Source organism: Klebsiella sp. K5-204 (genome assembly GCF_030128585.1).
GTDB lineage: Bacteria > Pseudomonadota > Gammaproteobacteria > Enterobacterales > Enterobacteriaceae > Klebsiella > Klebsiella quasipneumoniae.
On record NZ_JAKUZS010000001.1, the window covers coordinates 337,169 to 363,678 of the forward strand.

The 26,510-nt window shown below is 58.0% G+C and carries 21 protein-coding genes, 2 pseudogenes and 1 other annotated feature; of the genes and pseudogenes, 11 read left to right on the top strand and 12 right to left on the bottom strand.

The window, feature by feature from the left end:
* Positions 1–10: 10 nt before the first annotated feature.
* Positions 11–649, top strand: a complete 639-nt coding sequence (ompW, locus tag MKR05_RS01730) for an outer membrane protein OmpW (RefSeq protein WP_023289313.1) — start codon at positions 11–13, stop codon at positions 647–649.
* Between the two features lie 78 nt (positions 650–727).
* Here ompW and ybiX read toward each other — a convergent pair whose 3' ends face one another.
* The 3 genes and pseudogenes from ybiX to MKR05_RS01745 all read right to left on the bottom strand — a co-directional run.
* Positions 728–1,405 (bottom strand): PKHD-type hydroxylase YbiX, encoded by a 678-nt coding sequence (gene ybiX / locus MKR05_RS01735; RefSeq protein WP_032428774.1) that lies wholly within the window; start codon positions 1,403–1,405, stop codon positions 728–730.
* A 48-nt stretch (positions 1,406–1,453) separates the two neighbouring features.
* Positions 1,454–3,739 (bottom strand): catecholate siderophore receptor Fiu, encoded by a 2,286-nt coding sequence (locus tag MKR05_RS01740; protein ID WP_275298596.1) that lies wholly within the window; start codon positions 3,737–3,739, stop codon positions 1,454–1,456.
* A gap of 323 nt (positions 3,740–4,062) precedes the next feature.
* Positions 4,063–4,391 (bottom strand): annotated as a pseudogene (locus tag MKR05_RS01745) (short-chain dehydrogenase); the annotation flags it as partial.
* A 171-nt stretch (positions 4,392–4,562) separates the two neighbouring features.
* On the opposite strand from MKR05_RS01745, the pseudogene MKR05_RS01750 reads away from it, so the two are divergent.
* Positions 4,563–4,825, top strand: a pseudogene (locus tag MKR05_RS01750) (MarR family transcriptional regulator); the annotation flags it as partial.
* 47 nt (positions 4,826–4,872) lie between these two features.
* Here the strand turns inward: MKR05_RS01750 and MKR05_RS01755 are convergent.
* Positions 4,873–5,781 (bottom strand): LysR family transcriptional regulator, encoded by a 909-nt coding sequence (locus MKR05_RS01755; protein WP_004203855.1) that lies wholly within the window; start codon positions 5,779–5,781, stop codon positions 4,873–4,875.
* A gap of 127 nt (positions 5,782–5,908) precedes the next feature.
* Between MKR05_RS01755 and MKR05_RS01760 the strand changes: the two genes are divergently transcribed.
* The 3 genes from MKR05_RS01760 to MKR05_RS01770 are packed head-to-tail and all read left to right on the top strand — an operon-like array spanning position 5,909 to position 9,584.
* Positions 5,909–7,219, top strand: a complete 1,311-nt coding sequence (locus MKR05_RS01760; RefSeq protein ID WP_101976734.1) for an MFS transporter — start codon at positions 5,909–5,911, stop codon at positions 7,217–7,219.
* Positions 7,220–7,233: 14 nt separating this feature from the next.
* A complete protein-coding gene (locus MKR05_RS01765; protein ID WP_004203857.1) occupies positions 7,234–8,322 on the top strand; it encodes a tartrate dehydrogenase in 1,089 nt (362 codons plus the stop codon).
* 2 nt (positions 8,323–8,324) lie between these two features.
* Complete coding sequence (locus MKR05_RS01770) at positions 8,325–9,584, top strand: glycerate kinase (RefSeq protein ID WP_238875504.1); 1,260 nt, start codon at positions 8,325–8,327, stop codon at positions 9,582–9,584.
* A 216-nt stretch (positions 9,585–9,800) separates the two neighbouring features.
* Here the strand turns inward: MKR05_RS01770 and trpA are convergent, their stop codons facing one another.
* From trpA to MKR05_RS01795, 5 genes are read right to left on the bottom strand one after another with little or no spacing between them, the layout of a single operon-like run.
* Positions 9,801–10,610, bottom strand: a complete 810-nt coding sequence (trpA, locus tag MKR05_RS01775) for a tryptophan synthase subunit alpha (protein ID WP_065812736.1) — start codon at positions 10,608–10,610, stop codon at positions 9,801–9,803.
* On the bottom strand, positions 10,610–11,803 hold the full coding sequence (trpB, locus tag MKR05_RS01780) for a tryptophan synthase subunit beta (RefSeq protein ID WP_032452535.1): 1,194 nt from the start codon (positions 11,801–11,803) through the stop codon (positions 10,610–10,612). Before trpB ends, trpA begins: the two co-directional genes overlap by 1 nt.
* 9 nt (positions 11,804–11,812) lie before the next feature.
* On the bottom strand, positions 11,813–13,171 hold the full coding sequence (trpCF, locus tag MKR05_RS01785) for a bifunctional indole-3-glycerol-phosphate synthase TrpC/phosphoribosylanthranilate isomerase TrpF (protein ID WP_023289324.1): 1,359 nt from the start codon (positions 13,169–13,171) through the stop codon (positions 11,813–11,815).
* Between the two features lie 3 nt (positions 13,172–13,174).
* The gene (gene trpD / locus MKR05_RS01790; protein ID WP_023289325.1) at positions 13,175–14,770 is read right to left on the bottom strand and encodes a bifunctional anthranilate synthase glutamate amidotransferase component TrpG/anthranilate phosphoribosyltransferase TrpD; all 1,596 of its coding nucleotides are present in this window, start codon (positions 14,768–14,770) and stop codon (positions 13,175–13,177) included.
* Positions 14,770–16,332 (bottom strand): anthranilate synthase component 1, encoded by a 1,563-nt coding sequence (locus MKR05_RS01795; RefSeq protein ID WP_023289326.1) that lies wholly within the window; start codon positions 16,330–16,332, stop codon positions 14,770–14,772. Before MKR05_RS01795 ends, trpD begins: the two co-directional genes overlap by 1 nt.
* A gap of 33 nt (positions 16,333–16,365) precedes the next feature.
* Positions 16,366–16,461, bottom strand: a sequence feature (Trp leader region).
* 159 nt (positions 16,462–16,620) lie between these two features.
* On the opposite strand from MKR05_RS01795, the gene rnm reads away from it, so the two are divergent.
* The 4 genes from rnm (at position 16,621) to rluB (ending at position 20,148) form a co-directional block, all read left to right on the top strand.
* Positions 16,621–17,484, top strand: a complete 864-nt coding sequence (gene rnm / locus MKR05_RS01800; RefSeq protein WP_023289327.1) for an RNase RNM — start codon at positions 16,621–16,623, stop codon at positions 17,482–17,484.
* 16 nt (positions 17,485–17,500) lie between these two features.
* Positions 17,501–18,121 (top strand): L-threonylcarbamoyladenylate synthase, encoded by a 621-nt coding sequence (locus tag MKR05_RS01805; protein ID WP_065883008.1) that lies wholly within the window; start codon positions 17,501–17,503, stop codon positions 18,119–18,121.
* An 81-nt stretch (positions 18,122–18,202) separates the two neighbouring features.
* The gene (locus MKR05_RS01810) at positions 18,203–18,865 is read left to right on the top strand and encodes a response regulator (RefSeq protein ID WP_065812737.1); all 663 of its coding nucleotides are present in this window, start codon (positions 18,203–18,205) and stop codon (positions 18,863–18,865) included.
* Positions 18,866–19,245: 380 nt separating this feature from the next.
* Positions 19,246–20,148 carry a 23S rRNA pseudouridine(2605) synthase RluB gene (rluB, locus tag MKR05_RS01815; RefSeq protein ID WP_023289330.1) on the top strand — a complete coding sequence of 301 codons (903 nt, stop codon included), beginning with the start codon at positions 19,246–19,248 and terminating at the stop codon, positions 20,146–20,148.
* A 60-nt stretch (positions 20,149–20,208) separates the two neighbouring features.
* On the opposite strand, the gene cobO is transcribed toward rluB, so the two are convergent.
* Together cobO and MKR05_RS01825 are read right to left on the bottom strand one after the other, a co-directional pair.
* Positions 20,209–20,799, bottom strand: a complete 591-nt coding sequence (gene cobO, locus MKR05_RS01820) for a cob(I)yrinic acid a,c-diamide adenosyltransferase (protein ID WP_023289331.1) — start codon at positions 20,797–20,799, stop codon at positions 20,209–20,211.
* Entirely contained in the window at positions 20,796–21,557 is a 762-nt protein-coding gene (locus MKR05_RS01825; RefSeq protein ID WP_032452539.1) for a YciK family oxidoreductase, read from the bottom strand. Before MKR05_RS01825 ends, cobO begins: the two co-directional genes overlap by 4 nt.
* A 255-nt stretch (positions 21,558–21,812) precedes the next feature.
* On the opposite strand from MKR05_RS01825, the gene sohB reads away from it, so the two are divergent.
* Positions 21,813–22,859 carry a protease SohB gene (sohB, locus tag MKR05_RS01830; RefSeq protein WP_032429135.1) on the top strand — a complete coding sequence of 349 codons (1,047 nt, stop codon included), beginning with the start codon at positions 21,813–21,815 and terminating at the stop codon, positions 22,857–22,859.
* Between the two features lie 62 nt (positions 22,860–22,921).
* On the opposite strand, the gene MKR05_RS01835 is transcribed toward sohB, so the two are convergent.
* Positions 22,922–23,173 carry a YciN family protein gene (locus MKR05_RS01835; protein ID WP_002901761.1) on the bottom strand — a complete coding sequence of 84 codons (252 nt, stop codon included), beginning with the start codon at positions 23,171–23,173 and terminating at the stop codon, positions 22,922–22,924.
* Between the two features lie 406 nt (positions 23,174–23,579).
* Here MKR05_RS01835 and topA point away from each other — a divergent pair, with 406 nt between their 5' ends.
* Complete coding sequence (gene topA, locus MKR05_RS01840; protein ID WP_023289334.1) at positions 23,580–26,177, top strand: type I DNA topoisomerase; 2,598 nt, start codon at positions 23,580–23,582, stop codon at positions 26,175–26,177.
* Positions 26,178–26,510: the final 333 nt, after the last annotated feature.

Below are 26,510 nucleotides of genomic sequence, written 5' to 3' on the forward strand. Positions count from 1 at the left end.
GGAAGTGGATATGAAGAAGTTAGCAGCGGCGGCATTAATTCTAAGCACTCTTTCCACCGGCAGCGTCTGGGCGCATGAAGCGGGTGAATTTTTCATTCGCGCCGGGACCGCCACCGTCCGACCGACGGAGGGCTCTGACAACGTGTTAGGCAGCCTGGGCGGTTTCAACGTCAGTAACAACACTCAGTTGGGTTTAACCTTTACCTATATGGCGACCGATAACATCGGCGTGGAACTGCTGGCGGCAACGCCGTTCCGCCATAAGGTTGGTACCGGGCCAACCGGCACCATCGCCACCGTCCATCAGTTGCCACCCACCCTGATGGCGCAGTGGTACTTTGGCGATGCGCAAAGCAAGGTGCGCCCGTACGTGGGGGCGGGGATTAACTACACCACCTTCTTTAATGAAGACTTTAACGATAACGGCAAGGCGGCCGGGCTTTCCGATCTGAGCCTGAAGGACTCCTGGGGCGCGGCGGGGCAGGTCGGCCTCGATTACCTGATTAACCGTGACTGGCTGCTGAATATGTCGGTGTGGTACATGGATATCGATACCGATGTGAAATTCAAAGCCGGCGGCGTGGACCAGAAAGTCAGCACCCGCCTGGATCCGTGGGTGTTTATGTTCTCCGCAGGCTATCGGTTCTAACGCCTGCTGCAAACTGGCCAGCGGACGGCCAGTTTGTTGCCTCCTCACTCCTCCCTGCGATACCCCTTCGCCTGCGGATCACACTTCCGTCCACTGGCGCAGCAGGTTGTGATACATATTGAGCAGGGAGAGCACCTCTTCTCCGTCGCCAAAGCGCGTTTTGAGCGACTGGATCGTGCGGTCCAGGTCGTAGAGCATCGCGCGCTGCTTATCGTCGCGGACCATCGACTGGATCCACAGGAAAGAGGCCTGGCGTACGCCGCGGGTGACCGGGGTGACGCAGTGCAGGCTGCTGGCGGGATAGAGCACCAGATGCCCGGCCGGGAGCTTCACCCGATGCTGGCCATAGGTGTCTTCAATGACCAGTTCGCCTCCCTCATAGCTTTCCGGTTCGCAGAGAAACAGCGTCGCCGATAAATCGGTCCGCATCCAGCCCGCTTCGCCGTTCTGACGCACCGCGCCATCGACATGAAAGCCGTAGGTCTCCCCCGGCCCGTAGCGATTAAACAACGGTGCGGAAATCGTCCGCGGCAGCGCGGCGGAAAAAAACTGCGGATGGCCGCGCAGCGCGTCGAGTACGGCGGCCTGCAGACGGGCGTACAGCGGCGTGCGGGTATCGATCTGCTGGTTTTGTTTGACGGTCGCCCCCTGGCTGCCGACGGTAACCCGCCCGTCAACCCATTCGGCCTGCGCCAGCAGGCGGGCATATTCAGCCACCTGGTCCGCCGTTAGCACGTCAGGAATGTGATACATCATTGCGGTGTCCTCTCAAAAAGGTGGGGCGCGATGGCCCCACGTACAGACTCAGAAATGGACGTTCGCCGTCAGCATAAAGGTACGGGGTTCGCCCGGATGATAGCGATAGCCGCTCTTGTTGATCGAAGCCACGTAATCGGTATCAAACAGGTTGTACATATTGAGCTGCAGATCGAGGTTGCTGTTGACCCGATAGCCCAGTTTGGCGTCGGCGACCCAGTAGCCCTCGGTATGATCCGGGGTACCCACCGCGCCATCGCTGCCCCGGCGCAGGCTTCCGACATAGCGCACGCCGCCGCCGACGGACAAATCGCTGGTGGCCTGATACTGCGTCCACAGCGTAAAGGCATGTTTCGGGGTGTAGGCCAGCGCGGAAGAGCCATCCTGCGCCACATTCTGCCCCTCTGTCACCTTGGCATGCTGCTGGGTGTAGCCGGCGATGATCGTCCAGTCTGGGGTCAGGTTCCCGGTCGCGGAGAGCTCATACCCCTCCACGCGCTTTTTGCCGTATTGCGACCAGGTTCCGTCATCGTTGGCGGCAACTTCGTTTTCAATATCGGTACGGAATAACGCCGCGCTGAGCAGCAGGCGCTTGTCGAGGATCTGCCACTTGGTGCCCAGTTCGCTGGATTTCGCCTTCTGCGGTTTAAAGTCGGTCCGGTTGGCGCTGTTGCCGCTGCCGCTGGCGGCGAGCGCGAAGCTGCTGCCCCCCGGCGGTTGCTGCGAGATGGCATAGTTGACGTAGATATTGCCCTGCTCGGTTAAGCGATACAGCGCCCCGGCCTTCCAGTTAACCAGGTTACCGGATTTGGCGGTATCGACTGTGGTGACCGGGCTGCCGGTCGACTGTCCTGGCGGGCAGGCGACAGCCCCGCGTCCGCTGCCGCCGCAGGCGGTGGCGCTGTCATATTTGGTATGGTAACTGTCGAGACGCAGCCCGCCGTTGACCTCAACCCGATCGGTCAGCGCCAGCGTATCGAAGGCATAAATGCCGAAGGTATCGGTCTGGCCGTTGGCGTTCGCCCCGTTTCTGTCCAGCCCGCCAATCGACAGGCTGCTCACCGGATGATAGAGATTCACCGCCGGGGCGGTCAGGGCGTTGACGCCATAGTTGGTCTGGTTTTCCCGGGTAAACTCCACGCCGGCGCTAACGTCATGGCCTATCGAGCCGGTATTGAAGGTCGAGGTGATATTGGTTTGGTTGGTCAGAATGCGGTTGCTGACATCTTTGGTATTAACCAGCCGTGACCAGCTCCAGGTATTGACGTCATTGATGTCGGGGGCAGTGATATTGCTCGCGCCGCCCATCACCGCAGTCAGGAGATACTCCTGCTTCACCCGCGACCAGCGGGTGGTATTGCGCACGGTGGTATTGTCCGTCAGATCGTGTTCGAAGCGCAGGGTGCCGCTGTCGGTGGTGGATTTATCATAATCGGAGTCGGTGCCATAGAAATTGCTGGTATTGACCTTACCGGCGGAATTGAGCGCGGCATACTTCGGCGAAGGCGCTGAATAGCCCGGCAGGCCGACGGTGGGGATCCCGCCATCCGGGGTGTTGTTCTGCCGGATGTGGAGATAGTTCAGATACAGACGGGTTGGGGTATCGAGTCCGAAGGCCAGCGACGGAGCGATGCCGTAGCGCTCGTTCTCAATCTTATCCCGGTCGGCGTCGTGGGTTTTTTCGCCCATCAGGTTGAGGCGAAACGCGGCGTTGTCGCCGAAGGCCTGGTTAAGATCAAGGGTACCCCGGCGCGACCAGGCGCTGCCGATGCTGGCCGAACCGTCGATCCCGGAGTCAAGACGCGGCTGTTTGCTGATCATATTGATCGAGCCGGAGGGCGCGCTGCGGCCATAGTCCGTGCCGGCGGGCCCTTTGATGACTTCCACCTGCTGGGTATTGAAGGTATCCCGCGTCACGCTGCCGATATCGCGAATGCCGTCCACATAAATACTGTTGGAGGTGTCCACGCCGCGCATAAAGATGGCGTCCCCGGTGGTTGAGCTGCCATTCTCCCCGGCGTAAAACGCCCCGACGCCAGGGACGTTCTTGAGGGCGTCAGTCAGGTTGGTGACGCCCTGATCTTTAATGACCTGTTCGGGGATCACGGTGATGGTGCGAGTGGTATCCACCAGCGGTTTATTAAACTTGGGATCGGCGGAGGCCCCGGGAGAATAAAGCGAAGGCGGGGCGGCTTCCACCACCAGCGTCTCTTCATTATTTTTGACTGATTTTTCCGCTGCCATGCCGGTTGCCGGCGCGGCCCCCAGACACAGACCCGTAAACAATGCCAATGAGTTGAAACTGCCAAACGGCAGAGAAGCGTTTTTTTCCATGATAAATGCAGGCTTATTTTTAGTTATTCGCACATATCACGCCGCGCAAAAGCGACGTTATTCGTCGTCTGGCTTGCGCTGACCCGGCGTGACTCTATAAATGATAAAAAGAATAGTTATCATTCGCCTTAATATTTACACAGAAAAGTTGACGTTTAAACTGATTTCTTCACCACCGTTTACAAATTTCATAAATTTTGAACAAAAAAGGCGAATTAGCTCGGCAAAGGCGGCGGGACAAAGCGGTACATGGCGTGGTGATCTGGGATCAATGACGCCGGGCGGGCGCCGGAGGACGCCCGGAGGCAGGCGTCCCGGCGGGCTTACCAGGGCACCGTGCGGCCCTGGTAATCCGGAAACTCCAGTCCCGGGCGCCGCTGCTTGTCGAGCAGGACGTTCACCAGGCATGGGATGGTCTCTTCGATGGTCAGGGGACGTCGGCCCCGCCGAGCTCGGTGCGGATCCATCCCGGAGCCATCACTACCAGCGGGTGGCAGGCCGAGGTGGGGCGAGCGGCGAAGCTGCGCATGAACATATTCAGCGCGGCTTTACTTCCGCGGTAGAGCTCCCGCTGGCCGCCGAGATTGTTCGTCAGACTGCCCTGGCCGGAGGACATCACGCCCAGCAGCCCCTGCGGCTTGACCGCCGGCTGTGGCAGCTGGTGCGTGAGGTGTGTTGTGAGTAAAAAAAAGCCCGCACAAGTGCGGGCAAAAATACTGGAAGCAATGTGAGCAATGTCGTACTGAATACCTGAGTTATTTACTCAACTATTCAGTAATGAGAAAGATAATATTTCTCATTTAAGATATCAACCCCATCTTTTGTGCGGAAGCGATTTTTATCCAAGGGTAAAGACCGTGCGCTGCTGGATAGCATCAGCGTGATGAACCAGCCGGTGCGCGATGAGCAGAACCTCCAGGCGGCTGGCGTCCAGCTGGAACAGATGCTGTTTCCGCTGCTGATGGCGGTAGGGCGTCATGGCCGGTGGGGGGTGAGCTGGCGGATCATTTAGGGCGCGATTACACCACCGTCAGTCGCCAGGTGAAGAAACTGGAAGCCCAGGGGCTCGCCTGTAAGCAACCGAACTAAATTCTCGCGTGTTGCCGCCCCGGCGCAACAATCATCTTTTTCCGTCACAAATCACGGGTCAGCTCGTCGATATTGTCGGAAAGTATCTCCAGTAGGGATCGCAAATAGATAGTGTTATTTCCCTGATGCCACATCGCGCTGAGGGGAAGGCCTTCGATATGTTTTTTGGGCGCGAGCTTAAGGTATTTCACGCCGTCCGCATTCATATCTTTATATGACGCAGGCACCAGAGCAATGCCCAGTCCAGCGGCAACAAAACTCAGGATAGTCTGCTTCTCTTCGGCATACTGCGCGATGACAGGCATGCTGCCACCCTCCTTGAAAATATTCATTGTCAGGTCATGGCTGTGACGCCGGGTGCCTCTTTCCGGCACGATAACCGGCTCGTGTCGGAAGTCATCGATACTGACTTCGTCATAACTGACCAGGCGGTGGTTAGCGGGCACGGCGAGCACGCAGGTTTCATTGGCGATAAAACGTGTTGTCAGCGTGGCATCAATATGTTCCGGCGGACGTACAAAGACCACATCCAGCCATCCTGAAATGAGTCGGGGGATAAGTTTATGAGATTTATCTTCCGTAAGATGAATGTCTGCCTCCGGAAAACGCCTGACGAAAAGATTAAGCAGTTCAGGAAGTAATCCTTTGGCTGCGCTATCGATAGCTCCGATCCGCAACGTCCTTTTCTGCAGCAGGCTATTTTTACGGAATCGCTGCCGTAGCGCATCGAAATCAGCAATGACCGTTTTGGCCTCATTTAAAAAGGCGGCACCTTCAGGCGTTAGCGACACATTGCGGGTCGATCGATTCAGTAGTCTTATCCCCAAATCATCTTCCAGCAGTTTGATGAAGCGACTCAGTGACGCAGGCATCATTTCAAGTTTACGGGCAGCACGGCCGAAGTGAAGCTCATCACCCAATACCACAAAGCAACGTAGCTGATTTATATCCATTTTTTCACCAAAACCTGATTATGCAAATTATTTATATAAAGCCATGCCGATGATAAAGCGGTTCAAAACTTCATACTGGGTTTATTACAAAACGATAACAACCCTACATCACTATGGAGCATCCGTCATGAAAAACGACCTCGAAAAGAAGGTGATGCGCAAGGTTACCCTGCGCATTATTCCTTTCATCATGCTGCTGTACTTCATTGCCTTCCTCGACCGTGTCAACATTGGCTTTGCCGCCCTGACCATGAATCAGGATCTGGGTTTTTCACCTACCGTTTTTGGGCTGGGCGCCGGCATCTTCTTCCTGGGGTACTTTCTGTTTGAGGTGCCGTCAAACTTAATTCTCCATAAAGTAGGTGCCCGCATCTGGATTGCCCGCGTCATGATCACCTGGGGCCTGGTCTCTGGCTGCATGGCTTTTGTGCAGGGTACGACGAGCTTCTACATTCTGCGTTTTCTACTCGGTGTAGCGGAAGCCGGTTTCTTCCCGGGAATTATCCTTTATCTCAGTTATTGGTTCCCGGCAGCCAGACGCGCGCAGGTTACCGCCATCTTTATGGCCGCAGCCCCGCTCTCTACAGCATTGGGATCGCCTGTTTCTGCCGCCCTGCTGGAGATGCATGGCTTTCTCGGCTACGCCGGCTGGCAGTGGATGTTTGTGCTGGAAGCCTTGCCAGCGCTGATACTCGGCGTTGTGGTTCTGTTCTTTCTTACCGATCGTCCGGCCAAAGCCAAATGGCTGACTGACGAAGAGCGTGCATGGCTGGAAAACACCATGCAGGCCGAGGAGCTGGCCCGGGCGGCAAAACAGAACCACAGCAGCGCATGGAAAGGACTGGCGGATAAGCGGGTACTGGCTCTGGCGCTGGTCTATTTCGGTACTTCTGCCGGCTTGTACACACTTGGCATCTGGTCCCCGCAAATCATCCGCAGCTTCGGTGCTACCTCACTGGAGATTGGCTTCCTCAACGCCTTCCCGGCGGTCATCGGCGTCATCGCCATGATCCTGTGGGCGCGGCATTCTGACCGCACCAGAGAGCGCAGCTGGCATGTGATTGGTGCCTGCCTGCTGGCAGCAGCCGGTCTGATTTACGCCGGTAACGTCAGCACACTGTTTACCGTGATTGTTGCCTTAACCCTGGTCACCGCAGGCATCAGCGCCTCGAAACCGCCCCTTTGGAGTATGCCTACTGTGTTCCTCAGCGGCCCGGCTGCGGCCGCGGGTATTGCCACGATTAACTCCATCGGCAATCTGGGCGGCTTTGTCGGCCCGATGATGATTGGCGTGATCCGCGAGCAGACCGGTAGCTACACCTGGGGCCTGTACTTTGTCGCCGGATTGCTGGCTATTTCGGCCCTCATTGTCCTGATCCTTTCTGCCGGGGCGGGTAAACCGCAAACGGCAGAACTCACTCATCCTCATACTCATTAACCGGAGAATTTACTATGCGTAACTATAAAATTGCCGCCATACCTGCCGACGGTATTGGTCCTGAAGTCATCTCGGCAGGTGTTGAAGTGCTGCATGCACTGACACGCCACGATCCGCAGCTGAAGTTTGATGTGGAGACCTTTGACTGGGGGTCGGACTATTACAAAAAACATGGCGTGATGATGCCGGAAGAAGGGCTGAACACACTAAAAAAATTTGATGCCATTTACTTCGGCGCGGTGGGCGCACCGGATGTCCCTGACCACATCACACTCTGGGGTCTGCGCCTGCCAATTTGCCAGGGGTTTGACCAGTACGCCAACGTGCGTCCAACCAAAATCCTGCCGGGTGTCACCTCACCGCTGCGCAACCGCGGGCCCGGCGATCTTGACTGGGTGATTGTGCGCGAAAACTCCGAAGGTGAGTATTCCGGTAACGGCGGCCGTGCACACCGTGGCTTACCGGAAGAAGTCGGCACCGAGGTGGCCATCTTCACCCGCGTCGGGGTTACTCGCATTATGCGCTATGCCTTCAGACTGGCGCAGTCTCGTCCACGAAAACTGCTGACCGTGGTGACTAAATCCAACGCCCAGCGCCACGGAATGGTGATGTGGGATGAGATTGCCGCCGAGGTGGCGCAGGAATTCCCGGATGTGCAGTGGGACAAGATGCTGGTCGATGCGATGACGCACCGCATGACGCTGCATCCCCAGACCCTGGATACCATCGTTGCCACCAATTTGCATGCCGATATCCTTTCCGATCTGGCCGGCGCGCTGGCGGGCAGTCTGGGCGTAGCGCCGACCGCCAATATTGATCCGGAACGCCGCTTCCCTTCCATGTTCGAACCTATCCATGGTTCAGCTTTTGATATCACCGGCAAAGGCATTGCTAACCCGATAGCAACCTTCTGGACTGCGGTACAGATGCTTGAACATCTGGGAGAGCGTAACGCCGCGGCGATGATTATGGAAAGTATCGAATATGTTTGTGAGAAAGGCATTCTGACGCCAGATGTCGGTGGAACGGCCAGTACCGCGGACGTCACCCGCGCTGTAGTGGAATTTATTGAAGCCAGAGCAAATATCGCCGAGACCGTATAACCATGATAAATGAACAGCCTGCAGAGATCCTGCAGGATATTTTTCAGCATGCTGTCGACAGCGCCCGAGCCGGGCCTGCGATCCTGTCTAACCTGCCGGAAAAACCGCGTGGCCGCTGCGTGGTAATCGGTGCCGGTAAAGCCTCGGCTGCAATGGCAGCGGCTGTGGATGCAGCCTGGCCGGATGTGGATGTGTCTGGCGTGGTGGTGACGCGTTACGGTTACGCGGTGCCTGCTGGTCGCATCCGGATTATCGAGGCTGCTCATCCGGTATCGGATTCGATGAGCGAAGTTGCCGCAATGCTGATTGTGGAAGCGCTGCGCGGATTGACCTCTGATGACCTGGTGCTGGCGCTCATTTCCGGTGGCGGTTCGGCGTTGATGGCGCTGCCCGCACCAGGATTAATATTGAAAGATAAGCAGGCCATTACCCGCGCGCTACTGCACAGCGGTGCCAATATCAAAGAGATGAATCTGGTACGTCGTCATCTCTCCGCGGTGAAAGGCGGCAAGCTGGCAAGAATGGCGCAACCGGCCCGTATTGTGTCACTGATTATCAGCGATGTGCCGGGGGATAACCCGGCAGATGTGGCATCAGGTCCTACTGTCGCCGATGACAGCACGCCGCTTGATGCGCTTCGGGTACTTCAGCGCTACGGTATTCAGACCCCGGAACCTGTTCATAAACTGCTAAGCCAGCCGGCAGGCCCGGTTGAAAGCGTAGTGAACAGCGAAGTAAAACTCATTGCCACGCCGCAGCTGGCTTTGCAGGCTGCCGCGCTGGCTGCGTGCAGACACGGACTGACGCCGCTTATTCTCGGCGATGCGTTAGAAGGCGAAAGTCGTGAAGTGGCCATTGTTATGGCCGGGATTGCTAAATCCGTGAAGCAATATGGTCATCCGGTTTCCGGTCCGGCAGTGCTATTGTCGGGGGGCGAAACCACCGTGACGGTAAGTCAGGGTCAGCACGGGAAAGGGGGTCGTAATACTGAATTTGCGCTCAGTCTGGCCTGTGCGTTGCAGGGAGAAAGCGGTATATGGGCAATCGCCGGCGACAGTGATGGTATCGACGGAACGGAAGATGCAGCAGGTGCGCTGGTATTCCCGGACACGCTAACACGCGGCAAAATGGGTGGTCTAAATGCGGCTAGTTATCTTGATGTACACGATAGCTATAGCTATTTTCATGCGCTCGATGACCTGGTAATGACCGGCCCAACGTTAACCAACGTCAATGATATTCGGGCAATATTGATTGCCTGACCTATCGCTCTCCTGTACCAGGGAGAGCGATATTTTTACTTTCAACATGGTGCAAATCTTCGGTATCCGCCCGCCATCAATTTCCACGTTAAAGCGCATCGCCTGGCGTCAAGGTGTCGATCATCGTTCAGTCTGATGTGCAGGCGTGCAAGATGACGTGGAAGGGGAGCTAACGCGAGGAAATCGCCGCCCGGCGCAAGGCCAGGCGGCTGACGGTCAGGCGGTTTTGGTCGCCGCCTTCAGGCTCTGGACGAAGGCTTTCAGCTCCTCGAGCATGGCCTGCGGCTCATCAAGATGGCGTTCGATGATTTTGACGATGGCGGAACCGGAGATCGCCCCGGCGGCGCCGGCGTCAATGGCGGCGCTCACCTGCTCCGGCGCGGAGATGCCAAAGCCCTGCAGCGGCGGCGCGGCGTGATATTCCGCCAGCTTCTCCACCAGATGGTGCAGCGGCAGCGCAGCGCGATTTTCCGCACCCGTCACCCCGGCGCGCGACAGCAGATAGGTGTAGCCGCGGCCATATGAGGCAATCTGGCGCAGTAAATCGTCATCCGCATTGGGCGGGCAGATGAAAATCGGCGCGATGTTATGGCGCATCGCCGCCTGGCGGAACGGGGCGGACTCTTCCACCGGCACGTCGGCGACCAGCACCGAGTCGACGCCGACGCGGGCGCACTGGGCATAGAACTCATCGATACCCGGGCTGAAGACGAGGTTGGCGTACATCAGCAGGCCGATTGGGATCGTCGGATGCTTCTGGCGGATCGCCGCCAGCATCTCAAAGCACTGCGCCGGGGTCACCCCCGCGGCGAAGGCGCGCAGGGCCGCGCCCTGGATGGTCGGGCCGTCCGCCAGCGGGTCGGAGAAGGGGATCCCCAGCTCAAGGGCATCGGCGCCGCCTTCGATCAGCGCATCGATAATTTTCAGCGACTGCTCCGGTCCCGGATCGCCAAGGGTCACAAAGGGGACGAAGGCGCCTTCCTGGCGGTTTTTTAGTTGGGCAAACAGCGTCTCATAGCGTTCCATCAGATTTCCCCTCGCGCTTTCAGGATGTCGTGTACGGTGAAAATGTCTTTATCGCCGCGGCCGGAGAGGTTAACCACCAGCAGCTGCTCTTTTTCCGGGTTTTCGCGCATCATCTTCAGCGCGTGGGCCAGGGCGTGCGAGGACTCCAGCGCCGGGATGATCCCTTCGTGGCGGGAGAGCGCTTTGAACGCGTCCAGCGCTTCGTCGTCGGTGATCGACACATAGTCGGCGCGCCCGGTGCTGTTCAGAAACGCGTGCTGCGGCCCAACGGACGGGAAGTCCAGCCCGGCGGAAATGGAGTAAGATTCCTCGATCTGGCCGTCGGCGGTTTGCATCATCGGCGACTTCATGCCGAAGTAGATCCCAACGCGACCATGCTTCAGCGGCGCGCCGTGCTCCCCGCTTTCGATACCGTGCCCGGCAGGCTCTACGCCGATCAGGCCGACGTGGGTTTCCTCGATAAAATCAGCGAACATGCCGATGGCGTTTGACCCGCCGCCGACGCAGGCGATCACCGCGTCCGGCAGGCGTCCCTCTTTTTCGAGGATCTGCGCTTTGGTCTCTTCGCCAATCATGCGCTGGAATTCACGCACGATGGTTGGGAACGGGTGCGGACCGGCGGCGGTGCCCAGCATATAGTGCGCCTTCTCGTAGCTGCCGGACCAGTCGCGCAGCGCCTCGTTACAGGCATCTTTCAGCGTGGCGGAACCGCTGTGCACCGGGATCACTTCGGCGCCCATCAGGCGCATACGGAAGACGTTCGGCGACTGGCGCTCGACGTCCTTAGCGCCCATGTAGATACGGCATTTCAGGCCGAGCAGGGCGCTGGCCAGCGCTGAGGCGACGCCGTGCTGGCCGGCGCCGGTCTCGGCGATAATTTCGGTTTTGCCCATCCGTTTGGCCAGCAGAGCCTGGCCCAGTACCTGGTTGGTTTTGTGCGCGCCGCCGTGCAGCAGATCTTCGCGTTTCAGGTACAGGGTGGTGCGGGTCCCTTCGGTCAGGTTCCGGCATTTGGTCAGGGCCGTCGGACGACCGGCGTAGTTTTTCAGCAGGTCGGTGAATTCCGCCTGAAAGGCCGGGTCCTTCTGCGCGCTGACAAAGGCTTCTTCCAGCTGGCGCAGGGCGGGCATCAGGATCTGCGGCACATACATGCCGCCGAATTCGCCGAAGTAGGGGTTCAGTAAAGTGCTCATTATTGCTCCTTAATATGCGCGCAGCGTCTGGAAAACGGAGGCCAGCTTGCTGGCGTCTTTAATCCCGGGTTGCGACTCTACGCCTGAATTGAAATCGAGTCCGGCACAGCCGCTTTTGGCCGCTTCCACACAGTTATCGGCGCCGAGGCCGCCGGCCAGCATAACGTTGCGCAGATCCTGGCCCTGCAGCAGGCTCCAGTCAAAACGCTGGCCGCTGCCGCCCTGGCCGTTGTCGAGCAGATACTTATCGACATGGCGGAGTGTACGGGCCGGCAACGTTTCACCAACGCTCAACGCTTTCCAGATGCGGACGTTATCCGCGAGGGCGTCGCGCAGCGCGTCGATATAGGCCTGGTCTTCATCACCGTGCAGCTGCACGGCGGCCAGCCCCAGGGCCTGGGCGCGGGCGACCACCTCGTCCAGCGGCGCATTGCGGAAGACGCCGACGTACTGCAGCGGCGCGGCGGCGATCACCGCTTTGGCCTGGGCGTCATTTACCGCCCGCGGCGAGGTCGGGACGAAGATCAGGCCGCCGTAAATGGCGCCGGACTCCCAGGCCACCTGGGCATCCTGTGGGCGCGTCAGGCCGCACACTTTGTTCTCGCCGAGCAGCACGCGTTTGACCGCCGCTTCCAGATCCGCCTGCTCCATCAGGGCGGAGCCGATCAGGAAGCCGTTGGCGAAGTGGCTCAGCTCACGCACTTCGGCATAGGTATGGATGCCGGATTCGCTGATCACCGTGACATCCGGGCCGAGACGCGCCGCCAGCTGACGGGTGCGGTTAAGGTCAATCGACATATCGCGCAGGTCGCGGTTGTTAATGCCCACCACCTTCGCCTTCAGAGCGATGGCGCGCTCCAGCTCCTCTTCATTGCTGACTTCGGTCAGCACGCCCATATTCAGGCTGTGAGCCACCGCGGAGAGCTGACGATATTGTTCATCGTCGAGCACCGAGAGCATCAGCAGGCAGGCGTCGGCCTGATAGTAGCGCGCCAGGTAGATCTGGTAAGGGTCGATGGTGAAGTCCTTACACAGGATCGGCTGCGGCGCGACCTTGCTGACGATCGGCAGAAAATCGAAGCTGCCCTGGAAATATTTCTCATCACACAGCACCGAGATCGCCGAGGCGTAGTGTTTGTAGATGCTGGCGATCGCCGCCGGATCGAAATCTTCGCGAATCAACCCCTTCGACGGCGAGGCCTTTTTGCACTCGAGAATAAACGCGGTGCGGGTGCCGGCCAGCGCGTCATAGAAATTGCGCTGCGTCGGGACGACCTCATTCTGAAAACTGGCTAACGGTTGTTGTTGTTTGCGGGCTTCCACCCAAATCGCTTTGTCGGCAACGATTTTTGCTAAAACGGTCTGCATTCTTTACCCTCTTGCCGCTAAGGCGGTCACTCTGTCATAGGCCGCGCCGCTGTGCAGCACATCCAGTACCTGCTGAGCGTTAGCTTTCAGATCTTCATGCCCGTGTAAACGCATCAACATGGCGACGTTGGCGGCGACGGCGGCTTCGTGAGCGGCTTCACCTTTACCTTGTAGCAAGCGCGTCAGAATGTCACGGTTTTCTTCCGGCGTACCGCCCGCCAGCTGCGCCTGATGGTAAGGCGTCAGGCCGAAGTCGTCGGCGGTCAACTGATAGCTTTTGATTTCTCCGGCATGCAGCTCGGCGACCACCGTGGGCGCATGCAGCGAGACTTCATCCATCCCGCCGCTGTGCACCACGGCCGCGCGCTGATAACCGAGTACGCGCAGGGTTTCCGCAATCGGCAACACCAGCTCCGGGCTGTAGACGCCAATCAGCGCCAGCGGCGGATGCGCCGGGTTGATCAGCGGTCCCAGCACATTAAACAGGGTACGGGTCTTCAACTGCTGACGGACCGGCATCGCGTGGCGGAAACCGGTGTGATACTTGGGCGCGAACAGGAAGCAGACGCCCAGCTCATCGAGCGCCGCGCGGGATTTATCGGCGTTCATATCGAGATTAATGCCGAAGGCCGCCAGCAGGTCGGAAGAGCCTGATTTACTGGAGACGCTGCGGTTGCCGTGCTTCGCCACTTTCAATCCACAGGCGGCGGCGACAAACGCGCTGGCGGTGGAGATATTAATGCTGTTGCTGCCGTCGCCACCGGTGCCGACGATGTCGGCAAACAGGTAGTCCGGGCGCGGGAACGGCGCGGCGTTTTCCAGTAGCGCGGTGGCGGCGCCGGCAATTTCCTGCGGCTGCTCGCCGCGCACTTTCATGCTGACCAGCGCGGCGGCCAGCTGTTCAGGCTTCACTTCGCCGCGCACCACGGCGGAGAACAGCTGGTGGCTCTCCTGCTGGCTCAGGGTTTCCGCCTGGTACAGTTTCTCCAGGATCGGCTGGAGGGTGTTGGTATGCTCCAGCTTCTGCAGCGCCCAGGCCAGAGTCTGCTCCAGCAGTCGCGCGCCCTGGGTGGTGAGGATCGATTCCGGATGGAACTGGAAGCCGCACACCCGATCCGCATCGTGACGCACCGCCATCACCATGCCGTTGAAATTGGCGTTAATCGTCAGCCCGGCGGGAATATTGCTGCCGACCAGCGAGTGGTAGCGCGCCACCGGCAGCGGGTTAGCCAGACCGGCAAACATCGCCTGGCCGTCGTGCTCAATGCTGGAGGCTTTGCCATGGAGGATCTCGCCCGCCTGGCCGACATAGCCGCCGTAGGCTTCGACAATGGCCTGGTGGCCGAGGCAGATGCCGATGATCGGCAGCTTGCCCCGCATGCGGGTCAGCAATTCCGGCATGCAGCCGGCTTCGCTTGGCGTACCCGGGCCAGGGGAGAGCATCAGCACCGGGTTGTCCATGGTGCCCAGACGCTCAATCAGCGCCTGCGCCGGAACGGAGTTACGGTAAATGACCACGTTATGGCCGTTGGCGCGCAGCTGGTCTGCCAGGTTATAGGTGAAAGAATCGATATTATCGAGCAGCAGAATGTCAGCCATCAGAAAATCTCCTTCGCGTGATGGGCCTGGGCAATGGCGCGCAGCACCGCGCGGGCTTTATTTCGGGTCTCATCCGCTTCCGACTGGGGAACCGAGTCGAGCACAATGCCGGCTCCGGCCTGGACGGTAGCGATACCCTCCTGCACGTAGGCGGAACGGATGACGATGCAGGTGTCGAGGTCGCCGTGGGCGGTGAAATAGCCCACCGCGCCGCCGTAGCTGCCGCGTCGTTTACCTTCGGCGGCGGCAATCAACTGCATGGCGCGAACCTTCGGCGCGCCGCTGAGAGTGCCCATGTTCATGCAGGCGCGGTAGGCGTGCAGCACATCAAGATCCTGACGCAGTTCACCCACCACCCGGGAGACCAGATGCATGACAAAGGAGTAACGGTCAACCTTGGTTAAATCGGCGACATAGCGGCTGCCCGGGGTGCAGATGCGGGCCAGATCGTTGCGCGCCAGGTCCACCAGCATCAGGTGCTCGGAAAGCTCTTTGTGATCGGTGCGCATTTCCAGTTCGATACGGCTGTCGAGATCGCGATCCAGCGAACCGTCGGCGCGGCGGCCGCGCGGCCGGGTGCCGGCGATGGGGTAGATCTCAATCTGACGGCTGACGGCATCGTACTTCAGCGAGCTCTCCGGCGAGGCGCCGAACAGGGTGAAATCGTTGTCCTGCATAAAGAACATATACGGGCTGGGGTTACTCTTCTTCAGCACATCATAGGCGGCCAGCGGCGACGGGCAGGGCAGCGAGAAGCGGCGGGAAGGGACCACCTGGAAGATTTCCCCGGCGCGGATCGCGCGCTGCATTTTGCGCACCACCGCGCCGTACTCTTCATCGCTCTGGTCAACGTCGCAGCGCATTTCGGCCACGGTGGTGACCGGCAGCGGCAGCGGCGGCTCGTTCAGCTGCTGGCGCAGCTGGCTCAGGCGCTGCTCCAGGCGCTGTTTTTCACTCTCCAGCGGCGTGAACAGGCTTGCCTGGATGCGGGTATGCTTGGTCTGATGGTCGATGACCAGCAGGGTCTCCGCCAGATAGAAACAGTAGTCCGGGCAGGCAGTGTCGCTCTGCAGCGGCGGCAGATCTTCAAAGCCGGCCACCAGGTCATAGGCGAACAGGCCGCCGAAGAACATCGCTTCACGCTCGTTGGCCGGGACGGTCACCAGCTCCTGCAGGAGACGGAAGGCGTCAAACACTGACAGCGAGCAGAGGCGGGCGTCTTCATCGAGCAGGGAGCTGACCGCCGGGAAGGTCAGGATGCGGCCGTTGGGCTGGCGCTGATTGGCGATCCCGGAGGGCAGCGCGCCGTCCAGCAGCTCCAGCAGCGCGGCGCCGTTGGCGGAGAGGGCCTGAATGGTGACAGTGTCACCGAGGGCAGTGATGCGCAGCGCGCTGTCGACCAGCAGAAGGCTTTTTAAGTCATCTTTGCTGTCGATGTCAGCCGATTCCAGCAACAGGGTGGCCGGACGGGCGCCGCACAGTTGGTGGAATAACGCCGTCGGGTTCTCCCGGTAGATGGCGTCGCTGGTGAGAAGCTCGAGTGCCGGTTTGGATGTTTGCATTATTGTTCTCGCCTGTTCGTATTATTTTTGTCCAATAAAAAGCCCGCTCATTGGCGGGCCGGGTATCTGTATGCTGAATGCAAAACGCGATCACGCCGCCCGTTATCAGGAGGTGCGCCACCAGCTGTGCAGAGTGATAAAGTGCATTTTCATCGTGATACCCCTTCATGTGAACTTGCGTACTAGTTAACTAGTTCGATGGAATAAAGTCAACCCTTGTTTGCAGATTTTCTCTGCCTGTCGGTATGATAATGCGCTTATTTACGTTGATGTCCAGCAGGAGTCCTTTTGAGCGACAGCCAATACGCAGTGATTTACGATCTGCACAGCCATACCACCGCCTCTGACGGGCGGCTGACTCCGCAGGAACTGGTCCATCGCGCCCATGAGATGCGCGTTGGCACGCTGGCGATCACCGACCATGACAGCGTGGCGGCTATCCCGGCGGCCCGGGAAGAGATTGCCCGCGCCGGATTACCCTTGACCCTGGTGAACGGCGTCGAGATTTCCACCCTCTGGGAGAATCACGAGATTCATATTGTGGGTCTCAATATTGATATTGCGCACCCGGCGATGACCGCCCTGTTGGAGGAGCAGAAAGCGCGGCGCCAGCAGCGCGGGCAGATGATAGCCGAGCGTCTGGAGAAGGCGCGCATCCCCGGCGCCTGGGAAGGGGCGCTGCGGCTGGCGGACGGTGGCGCCGTCACCCGCGGCCATTTTGCCCGTTTTCTGGTGGAGGCCGGCCACGCGAAGAACATGGCGGAGGTCTTCAAAAAATACCTTGCCCGTGGGAAAACCGGTTACGTGCCGCCGCAGTGGTGTACAATAAAACAAGCAATTGATGTCATTCATCATTCTGGCGGCAAGGCGGTGATAGCCCATCCCGGACGTTACGATCTTTCCGCCAAGTGGCTGAAGCGGCTGTTGGCCCACTTTAGCGAGCAGGGCGGTGATGCCATGGAAGTGGCCCAGTGCCAGCAGGCGCCCCACGAACGCGCTCAACTGGCCGCCCTGGCCGTGCAGTTTGGTCTTCTGGCGTCGCAGGGATCCGATTTCCATCAGCCCTGCGCGTGGATCGAGCTTGGCCGTAAGCTCTGGCTCCCTGCCGGCGTCGAAGGCGTCTGGCACAGCTGGGAAGCGGCCGCCGAATAAAAATTGAGAGGGAAGTATGAGCCAGTTTTTTTATATCCATCCGGATAACCCGCAGGCGCGGTTGATTAACCAGGCGGTGGAGATTGTGCGTAAGGGCGGGGTGATCGTTTATCCTACTGACTCCGGCTACGCGCTGGGCTGCAAAATTGAAGACAAGGGCGCGATGGAGCGGATCTGCCGCATCCGTCAGCTGCCGGACGGACACAACTTCACCCTGATGTGCCGCGACCTGTCCGAACTGTCAACCTACGCCTTTGTGGACAACGTGGCGTTTCGCCTGATGAAAAACAATACGCCGGGCAACTACACTTTTATCCTCAAAGGAACGAAAGAGGTGCCGCGCCGGCTGCTGCAGGAGAAGCGTAAAACCATTGGTATGCGCGTCCCATCCAACCCTATCGCTCAGGCGTTGCTTGAGACCTTAGGCGAACCGATGCTCTCCACCTCGCTGATGCTGCCCGGCAGCGACTTTACCGAATCCGACCCGGAAGAGATCAAAGATCGTCTGGAGAAAGTCGTGGACCTCATTATCCACGGCGGCTTCCTTGGACAGCAGCCGACCACGGTTATCGATCTCACTGAAGACGCTCCGGTGGTGCTGCGCGAAGGCGTCGGCGACGTGAAGCCGTTTCTGTAATCTGACGAAAAGTGGGCTGAAGCAACGCTCGAAGGTCAGGAGCCTGTCTGGCTCCTGAAAGTCTCATGGGAGAACCTGGTTATGCTTCATGAGCTGATATCGTTAATCAATGTTGTTATTTGGCCCGCTATTGTTCTGTTTTTTCTATGTCGATTTGGAACTGCAATCAACCGGTTTCTTGAAAACCTCAGCCGCCTTTCCATTAAAGGTCCCGGCTTTGAAGTCGAGACCTTCAATAAAGGGGCTGAGTCTAGTGCCAATCTTGCCGCTGCATTGGCCAGCAAAGGTACCATTGCTAAAGGCGAGGGTAATGTAGAGCAAAGCGTTCTGGATGACGTCAACGTAGTGACTCAGGCTGTAACGCCGAGAGTATTGCGAAGAGCGGGTGATGCCGTCATCTTATGGGTTGATGACAGACCCAATGGTAATCGCTTTGAACGTCAGTCCATGGAAGCTCTGGGCATAAGGTTTGTTAATGTAGTATCTACCGACGAGGCTCTCGAAAGACTAAAAAATCAGTCGTTTGATGTGATTATTTCCGATATGAAGAGGCCTGGGGATGATCGTGCGGGATATACTCTCCTGGATGAGCTAAGAAGAAAGGGCAAAGACATTCCATACATTATCTATGCGAGCTCCAATACTGCTCAGCATAAGGAACAAGCAAAACAGCATGGCGCTTTAGACGCGACCAATAATCCGCCGGAATTATTTCGCCTGGTCATGGGGGCGTTAAAAAAATAATTATCCATCAAATCCAGAGGATGGCTTCTGCATTCCACCTCTTGCTATATCCACGCTGGAGGCGGGTTATCTGTAAATTTCCTTTCCCGGATTGATAATCAATGACCCACCAGGTCTTTTCAGGTTCAGGCTGCTCGCAAATTTAAGCGTCCGCGCAAAATCTGTTCCATACTCAAGGCGCAATGTGGCGAACAGAAGCTTTCCCGACGAAGTTAGTGTAGTATGTTCGGCCACGATTACGGGCTCGCGGTGAATGTTTTGCGCATGCCAGCGAGACTTTACGTAAAAAGTATATACGTAACAATGAGTTGTTGATAAAGGCCTCATTGTTTCATAAAGCATACCAGACGCCTGGGAAGGCGACACCTTAAGGAAGCTCAATGAGCGAGAAACTGCAAAAAGTGCTGGCCCGCGCCGGCCACGGCTCCCGCCGTGAAATTGAAGCGAAAATCGAAGCTGGCCGCGTCAGCGTCGATGGCAAAATCGCCACCCTCGGCGACCGTGTGGAAATCGTCCCCGGTTTAAAAATTCGTATCGATGGCCATCTGATCTCGGTGAAAGAGTCCGCTGAGCAGATCTGCCGCGTGCTGGCTTACTACAAGCCGGAAGGCGAACTGTGCACCCGTAACGATCCGGAAGGGCGCCCGACGGTGTTCGATCGTCTGCCTAAACTGCGCGGCGCGCGCTGGATTGCCGTTGGTCGTCTGGACGTCAACACCTGCGGCCTGCTGCTGTTCACCACCGACGGCGAACTGGCAAACCGTCTGATGCACCCGAGCCGTGAAGTCGAGCGTGAGTACGCCGTTCGCGTTTTCGGCCAGGTGGATGAAGATAAGCTGCGTCAGCTGTCTCGCGGCGTGCAGCTAGAGGATGGTCCGGCGGCGTTTAAAACCATTAAATTCACCGGCGGTGAAGGGATTAACCAGTGGTATAACGTCACCCTGACCGAAGGGCGTAACCGCGAAGTGCGTCGCCTGTGGGAAGCGGTCGGCGTGCAGGTCAGCCGCCTGATCCGCGTGCGCTATGGCGATATTTTGCTGCCGAAAGGCCTGCCGCGCGGCGGCTATACCGAGCTGGACCTGGCGCAGACCAACTACCTGCGCGAGCTGGTGGAACTCACTCCGGAAACCAGCTCTAAGGTCGCCGTTGAAAAAGATCGTCGCCGGTTGAAAGCCAATCAGATCCGCCGGGCGGTGAAGCGCCACAGCCAGAGCAGCGCTAACCCGCGCCAGGGTAATAACAGCAACCGCCGTTCCAGTACCCGCAATAAGACCAACGGTTAATGTTGCGCGTTCCGGTGGTTTTGCGCCGGAACGCGGACTTCCTTTCGCCGTATCCGGCCCTCAGTAGTCAATCCCCATCTGTGCTTTAATGCCGGCATCAAAAGCATGTTTCACCGGGCGCAGCTCGCTGACGGTATCCGCAAGTTCAATAATATCGCGATGACAGCCGCGGCCGGTGATGATCACCGACTGGTGGGCAGGACGCTCACGTAGGGCGCTCAGCACCGCCTCCAGCGGCAGGTAATCGTAGGCCACCATGTAGGTCAGTTCGTCCAGCAGCACCAGATCGAGCTGGTCGTCGGCAAGCATACGGCGGGCATGCTCCCAGACCGCCAGACAGGCGGCGGTGTCGCTGTCGCGGTCCTGGGTGTTCCAGGTAAAGCCTGTCGCCATTACCTGGAATTCGACGCCGTGTGGCTCCAGCAGATTACGCTCGCCGTTAGGCCAGGTCCCCTTAATAAACTGGATCACGCCGACTTTTTTGCCGTGGCCGACGGCGCGGGTCGCGGTGCCAAAGGCGGCGGTGGTTTTGCCTTTGCCGTTGCCGGTAAAGACCATCACAATGCCGCGTTCGTCCTGGGCCGCCGCCACCCGGGCGTCAACTTTATCTTTCAGCCGCTGCTGGCGTTCGCGGTAGCGTTCATCACTCATTGGGCAATTCCTGGTTTACGCCCCGGTTGGGCGTCGAAGGTCATTCCCGTCTTGCGACGACTGTCGTCGCCCATCAGCCACAGATAGACGGGCATAATGTCAGCGGGGGTTTTCAGTTTCAGCGGATCTTCCGTCGGAAACGCGCTGGCGCGCATGCCGGTGCGGGTACCGCCAGGGTTGATGCAGTTCACGCGCAGGTGGCGGCTTTGGTACTCGTCGGCCAGCACCTGCATCATCCCTTCGGTGGCGAATTTGGAGACGGCATAGGCGCCCCAGTTGGCGCGACCCTGACGACCGACGCTGGATGAGGTAAAGACCAGCGAACCTGATTCGGAACGGAGTAATAAAGGAAGAAGCGCCTGGGTCAGCATAAAGGTGCCATTGACGTTCACCTGCATCACCTGCTGCCAGACCTCCGGTTTCTGCTCATCCATCGGGCAGATATCGCCGAGCAGGCCAGCATTGTGCAGCACGCCGTCAAGGCGGGGATAGTGCATGCTGATCTGCTGCGCCAGCTGCTGACACGCCTGCGGCGTGCAGGTTAGCAGGTCGAGAGTAAACCAGCGGGGGGAAATACCGCCCTCGCGTTCAATCTCCTGGGCGACGGCGCGCAGTTTTTCGTCGTTGCGGCCAAGCAGAATCACGCTGGCGCTGTAGCGGGCGTAGGTCAGGGCCGCTTCACGGCCAATTCCGTCGCTGGCCCCGGTGACCAGAATGATGCGATCTTTCAGCAAGTGGCGTTGCGGTTGATAATGCACGGCGACTCCTTTGGCGATCGGCTCTCGATCGCGCTTCATCTTTGGTATCTCACTTTTGCGCTGTTATGCCTGAAAGCGCCCGCCATTGCAATCGGCGAAGCGGAAAGTATTCACAAAATTAATATCTTGCAACGATTTCAGCCTCGCTGAAAAAAAACGGAATCCGCTGCGCAGAGGACACAAAGCACAAAGACTTCTCGCCAGGGGCTGATGTACACTGTGCAGCAACGTCAGTGCTTTACACAAGGTGAAAACGTGGAATTACTTGCTCAATATGGCTTATTTTTAGCCAAGATCGCGACCGTTGTCGTCGCTATCGCGGTGATTGCCGCTATTATCGTCAACCTGGCCCAGCGCAAGAAGCAGCGCGGCGAGCTGCGGGTGACGAATCTTAGCGAGCATTATAAAGAGATGAAGGAGTCGCTGGCGGTGGCCCTGCTGGATGGCCCGCAGCAGAAGCAGTGGCATAAGTCGCAGAAGAAAAAGCAAAAGCAAGAGGCGAAGGCGGCGAAAGCGCGGGCGAAGCTGGGTAACGTGGAGCCGGAAGGCAAGCCGCGCGCCTGGGTGCTGGATTTCAAAGGTAGTATGGATGCCCATGAGGTCACCAGCCTGCGCGAAGAGATCACCGCGGTGCTGGCCGCGGCGAAAGCGCGCGATCAGGTGGTGATTCGTCTGGAAAGCCCCGGCGGGGTGGTGCACGGCTACGGGCTGGCTGCCTCTCAGCTGCAGCGCTTGCGTGACAAACAGATCCCGCTGACGGTGGCGGTCGATAAAGTGGCGGCCAGCGGCGGCTATATGATGGCCTGCGTGGCGAACAAAATTGTCTCGGCGCCGTTTGCGATCCTCGGCTCTATTGGCGTGGTGGCGCAGATCCCAAACCTGCACCGTTTCCTGAAGAACAAAGATATTGATATCGAACTGCACACCGCCGGACAGTACAAACGAACGCTCACTATGCTGGGTGAAAACACTGAAGAAGGACGGCGCAAGTTCCGCGAGGATCTCAATGAGACGCACCATTTGTTCAAGGATTTCGTCCATCGGATGCGCCCGGGCCTTGATATTGAGCAGGTGGCCACTGGCGAGCACTGGTACGGGGTACAGGCGCTGGAAAAAGGGCTGGTGGATGCGGTTGAAACCAGCGATGAGCTGCTGCTGGGATTAATGGAAAGCCACGAGGTGATCGGGGTGCGTTATCAACAGCGTAAGAAAATGCTCGATCGCTTCACCGGTAGCGCGGCGGAGAGTGCCGATCGACTGCTGCTGCGCTGGTGGCAGCGCGGACAGAAGCCGCTGATGTAGATGATAAAACGCGAGGCTCTGCCTCGCGTTCTCGTTTAGAGCGGTCTTAATTTACGCCGGTCTTAATCGACAAGGTGATATTTGTCCGACAGCTCATGGGCGAGGTACTTAAACATATTAAATACCGCTGTACTCTTTGGCGTCGGCAGACCCTGCTCATCAAGATAAAACTCACCGCTAAACACCAGGACATTGTTGCGCTGAACGACGTCGGTGGCTTCGATACCGGCTAACGTATCCTCATGTTCGCGAATAAGTTTGTTGGCTTTTTCGAGCAGCGTCTGGCGATCGATTGGTTGGGTTGTACCTTGCATAACGGACTCCTCTTTTTCTCCGGGCGTAGTTTACGCCGCGCGGCGGCGCGGGGCAAATTTTCCATGGACAAAACAGGGGTAATCGTAACCAGTGGAGAAACAGCCGTTTACTGGCGTGATTCGCTTTTGCATGCTAATAAAGTTGCGTAACGAATTTTATCAGGTACAGTGTGACGCTTTCGGCGATCTGGCAACAGATTTGCTTGACATTCGGCCAAAAATTCTTCGTGCTATGTCACCTGACGAAAAAAGGTCAGTAAACTCAAGTGCCTGGTTTTACGGAGTTGAAACAGGTGTTCTGGGTTGATATTCACCGACGGTGCCGCAACATATGAGGCAGTCGCCAGTGGAGGGTGTATGAATGTGCGATGTATTCCTGGATGAATCAAATTAGGTAAAGGTGAATATGGGTAAAGCTCTCGTTATCGTTGAGTCCCCGGCAAAAGCCAAAACGATCAATAAGTATCTGGGTAATGACTACGTGGTGAAATCCAGCGTCGGTCATATCCGCGATTTGCCGACCAGTGGATCAGCTTCCAAAAAGAGCACCGACTCTACCGCCACCAAAGGGGCTAAAAAGCCTAAAAAGGACGAACGTGGTGCTCTGGTTAACCGCATGGGCGTGGACCCATGGCATGACTGGAATGCGCATTATGAAGTACTTCCGGGTAAAGAAAAGGTAGTTTCAGAACTCAAACAGTTGGCGGAAAAAGCTGACCACATCTATCTCGCAACCGACCTTGACCGCGAAGGGGAAGCCATTGCCTGGCACCTGCGGGAAGTCATCGGCGGCGATGAGCAGCGTTACAGCCGCGTGGTGTTCAATGAGATCACCAAAAACGCCATTCGTCAGGCTTTCGAAAAGCCGGGCGAGCTGAATATCGATCGGGTTAACGCCCAGCAGGCGCGTCGCTTTATGGACCGCGTGGTGGGTTATATGGTTTCGCCGCTGCTATGGAAAAAAATCGCCCGTGGTCTTTCTGCCGGGCGCGTGCAGTCCGTCGCGGTCCGCCTGGTGGTGGAGCGTGAGCGTGAAATCAAAGCGTTCGTCCCGGAAGAGTACTGGGAAGTTGATGCCAGTACCACCACGCCGGGCGGCGACGCGCTGCCGCTGCAGGTGACCCATAAGGATGATAAGCCATTCCGTCCGGTCAGCCGTGATGAGACGATGGCGGCGGTATCGCTGCTGGAAAAAGCCAGCTACAGCGTACTGGAGCGGGAAGACAAGCCGACCAGCAGTAAGCCGGGCGCGCCGTTCATCACCTCCACCCTGCAGCAGGCGGCCAGCACCCGCCTCGGCTTCGGCGTGAAAAAGACCATGATGATGGCTCAACGTCTCTATGAGGCGGGGCACATCACCTATATGCGTACCGACTCCACCAACCTGAGTCAGGACGCGCTGAACATGGTTCGCGGTTATATCAGCGATAAGTTTGGTAAAAAATATTTGCCGGAAAGCGCGAATCAGTACGCCAGCAAAGAAAATTCACAAGAAGCGCACGAAGCGATTCGTCCGTCTGATGTGAACGTGCTGGCGGAAACGCTGAAAGATATGGAAGCGGATGCGCAGAAACTGTATCAGCTGATCTGGCGCCAGTTTGTCGCCTGTCAGATGACGCCGGCGCAGTACGACTCCACGACGCTGACCGTGGCGGCGGGCGATTTCAAACTGAAAGCGCGCGGTCGTACCTTACGCTTCGACGGCTGGACCAAAGTGATGCCGGCCCTGCGCAAGGGCGATGAAGACCGGACCCTGCCGCTGGTCAAACAGGGCGACCAGCTGAGCCTGGTCGAGCTGACGCCTGCGCAGCACTTTACCAAGCCGCCGGCGCGCTTCAGCGAAGCCTCGCTGGTTAAAGAGCTGGAAAAACGCGGCATCGGCCGTCCATCGACCTATGCCTCGATTATCTCCACCATTCAGGATCGTGGTTACGTGCGAGTGGAAAACCGTCGTTTCTACGCGGAGAAAATGGGCGAGATCGTCACCGACCGACTGGAAGAGAACTTCCGCGATCTGATGAACTACGACTTCACCGCGCAGATGGAAGATCGTCTCGATCAGGTGGCTAACCACCAGGCCGAGTGGAAAGAGGTGCTGAACCACTTCTTCGGCGATTTTACCACCCAGCTGGAGACGGCGGAGAAAGATCCGGAAGAGGGCGGCATGCAGCCGAACCCGATGGTGCTTACCAGCATCGACTGCCCGACCTGCGGCCGTAAAATGGGTATCCGTACCGCCAGCACCGGCGTTTTCCTCGGCTGTTCGGGCTATGCCCTGTCGCCGAAAGAGCGCTGCAAAACCACCATTAACCTGGTGCCGGAAAACGAAGTCCTCAACGTGCTGGAAGGCGATGACGCCGAAACTAACGCGCTGCGCGCCAAACGCCGCTGCCAGAAGTGCGGTACGGCGATGGACAGCTACCTTATCGATCCCAAGCGTAAACTGCACGTCTGCGGTAACAACCCGACCTGCGATGGCTATGAGATTGAAGAGGGCGAGTTCCGCATCAAGGGCTATGACGGTCCGGTAGTGGAGTGCGAGAAGTGCGGCTCCGAGATGCACCTGAAGATGGGGCGTTTTGGGAAGTACATGGCTTGTACCAACGACGAGTGTAAGAATACGCGTAAGATCCTGCGCAATGGGGAAGTGGCGCCGCCGAAGGAAGATCCGGTGCCGCTGCCGGAGCTGCCGTGCGAGAAGTCAGACGCCTATTTCGTGCTGCGTGACGGGGCCGCGGGCGTCTTCCTGGCGGCCAACACCTTCCCGAAATCACGGGAAACGCGCGCGCCGCTGGTGGAAGAGCTGTACCGCTTCCGCGATCGTCTGCCGGAAAAACTGCGTTATCTCGCCGATGCGCCGCAGCAGGATCCGGAAGGCAATAAGACGCTGGTGCGCTTTAGCCGTAAAACGAAGCAACAGTACGTAGCGTCCGAAAAAGAGGGCAAAGCGACCGGCTGGTCTGCCTTCTTTATCGACGGTAAATGGACGGAAGCTAAAAAGTAACTGACCATTATCAGGCAGGAAAAGGGCGCTTTTCCTGCTCTGGCGGCCGGCAGGGGCCATGGATGCCTCTGCCGTGTCGTTTTCCTTTCTCTCCGCGCTTTTCACCCTCTTATAACCACCTATATTATTTTTCGTTACCGTCTATACAGTGTTGATATAAATGATATAGTGGTTATAGTTAATGCCTTTTTTATTATTAAAACGTCTTATACATCATCGCTTTCAGGATGCGTTGCGGCGCCACTATGGCCAACTGCCGGGAGGCCTGGGCTTCACCGGCGACAAGTTGCCTGAACGTAAAGTGTATTAAGCGGCTTCATTTTACGCGCAAAC

Bases quoted from the DNA above. Each gene is read 5' to 3' on its own strand.
- ompW (WP_023289313.1), top strand. From the start codon at position 11: ATGAAGAAGTTAGCAGCGGCGGCATTAATTCTAAGCACTCTTTCCACC.
- ybiX (WP_032428774.1), bottom strand. From the start codon at position 1,405: ATGATGTATCACATTCCTGACGTGCTAACGGCGGACCAGGTGGCTGAA.
- MKR05_RS01740 (WP_275298596.1), bottom strand. From the start codon at position 3,739: ATGGAAAAAAACGCTTCTCTGCCGTTTGGCAGTTTCAACTCATTGGCA.
- MKR05_RS01755 (WP_004203855.1), bottom strand. From the start codon at position 5,781: ATGGATATAAATCAGCTACGTTGCTTTGTGGTATTGGGTGATGAGCTT.
- MKR05_RS01760 (WP_101976734.1), top strand. From the start codon at position 5,909: ATGAAAAACGACCTCGAAAAGAAGGTGATGCGCAAGGTTACCCTGCGC.
- MKR05_RS01765 (WP_004203857.1), top strand. From the start codon at position 7,234: ATGCGTAACTATAAAATTGCCGCCATACCTGCCGACGGTATTGGTCCT.
- MKR05_RS01770 (WP_238875504.1), top strand. From the start codon at position 8,325: ATGATAAATGAACAGCCTGCAGAGATCCTGCAGGATATTTTTCAGCAT.
- trpA (WP_065812736.1), bottom strand. From the start codon at position 10,610: ATGGAACGCTATGAGACGCTGTTTGCCCAACTAAAAAACCGCCAGGAA.
- trpB (WP_032452535.1), bottom strand. From the start codon at position 11,803: ATGAGCACTTTACTGAACCCCTACTTCGGCGAATTCGGCGGCATGTAT.
- trpCF (WP_023289324.1), bottom strand. From the start codon at position 13,171: ATGCAGACCGTTTTAGCAAAAATCGTTGCCGACAAAGCGATTTGGGTG.
- trpD (WP_023289325.1), bottom strand. From the start codon at position 14,770: ATGGCTGACATTCTGCTGCTCGATAATATCGATTCTTTCACCTATAAC.
- MKR05_RS01795 (WP_023289326.1), bottom strand. From the start codon at position 16,332: ATGCAAACATCCAAACCGGCACTCGAGCTTCTCACCAGCGACGCCATC.
- MKR05_RS01805 (WP_065883008.1), top strand. From the start codon at position 17,501: ATGAGCCAGTTTTTTTATATCCATCCGGATAACCCGCAGGCGCGGTTG.
- MKR05_RS01810 (WP_065812737.1), top strand. From the start codon at position 18,203: ATGCTTCATGAGCTGATATCGTTAATCAATGTTGTTATTTGGCCCGCT.
- rluB (WP_023289330.1), top strand. From the start codon at position 19,246: ATGAGCGAGAAACTGCAAAAAGTGCTGGCCCGCGCCGGCCACGGCTCC.
- cobO (WP_023289331.1), bottom strand. From the start codon at position 20,799: ATGAGTGATGAACGCTACCGCGAACGCCAGCAGCGGCTGAAAGATAAA.
- MKR05_RS01835 (WP_002901761.1), bottom strand. From the start codon at position 23,173: ATGCAAGGTACAACCCAACCAATCGATCGCCAGACGCTGCTCGAAAAA.
- topA (WP_023289334.1), top strand. From the start codon at position 23,580: ATGGGTAAAGCTCTCGTTATCGTTGAGTCCCCGGCAAAAGCCAAAACG.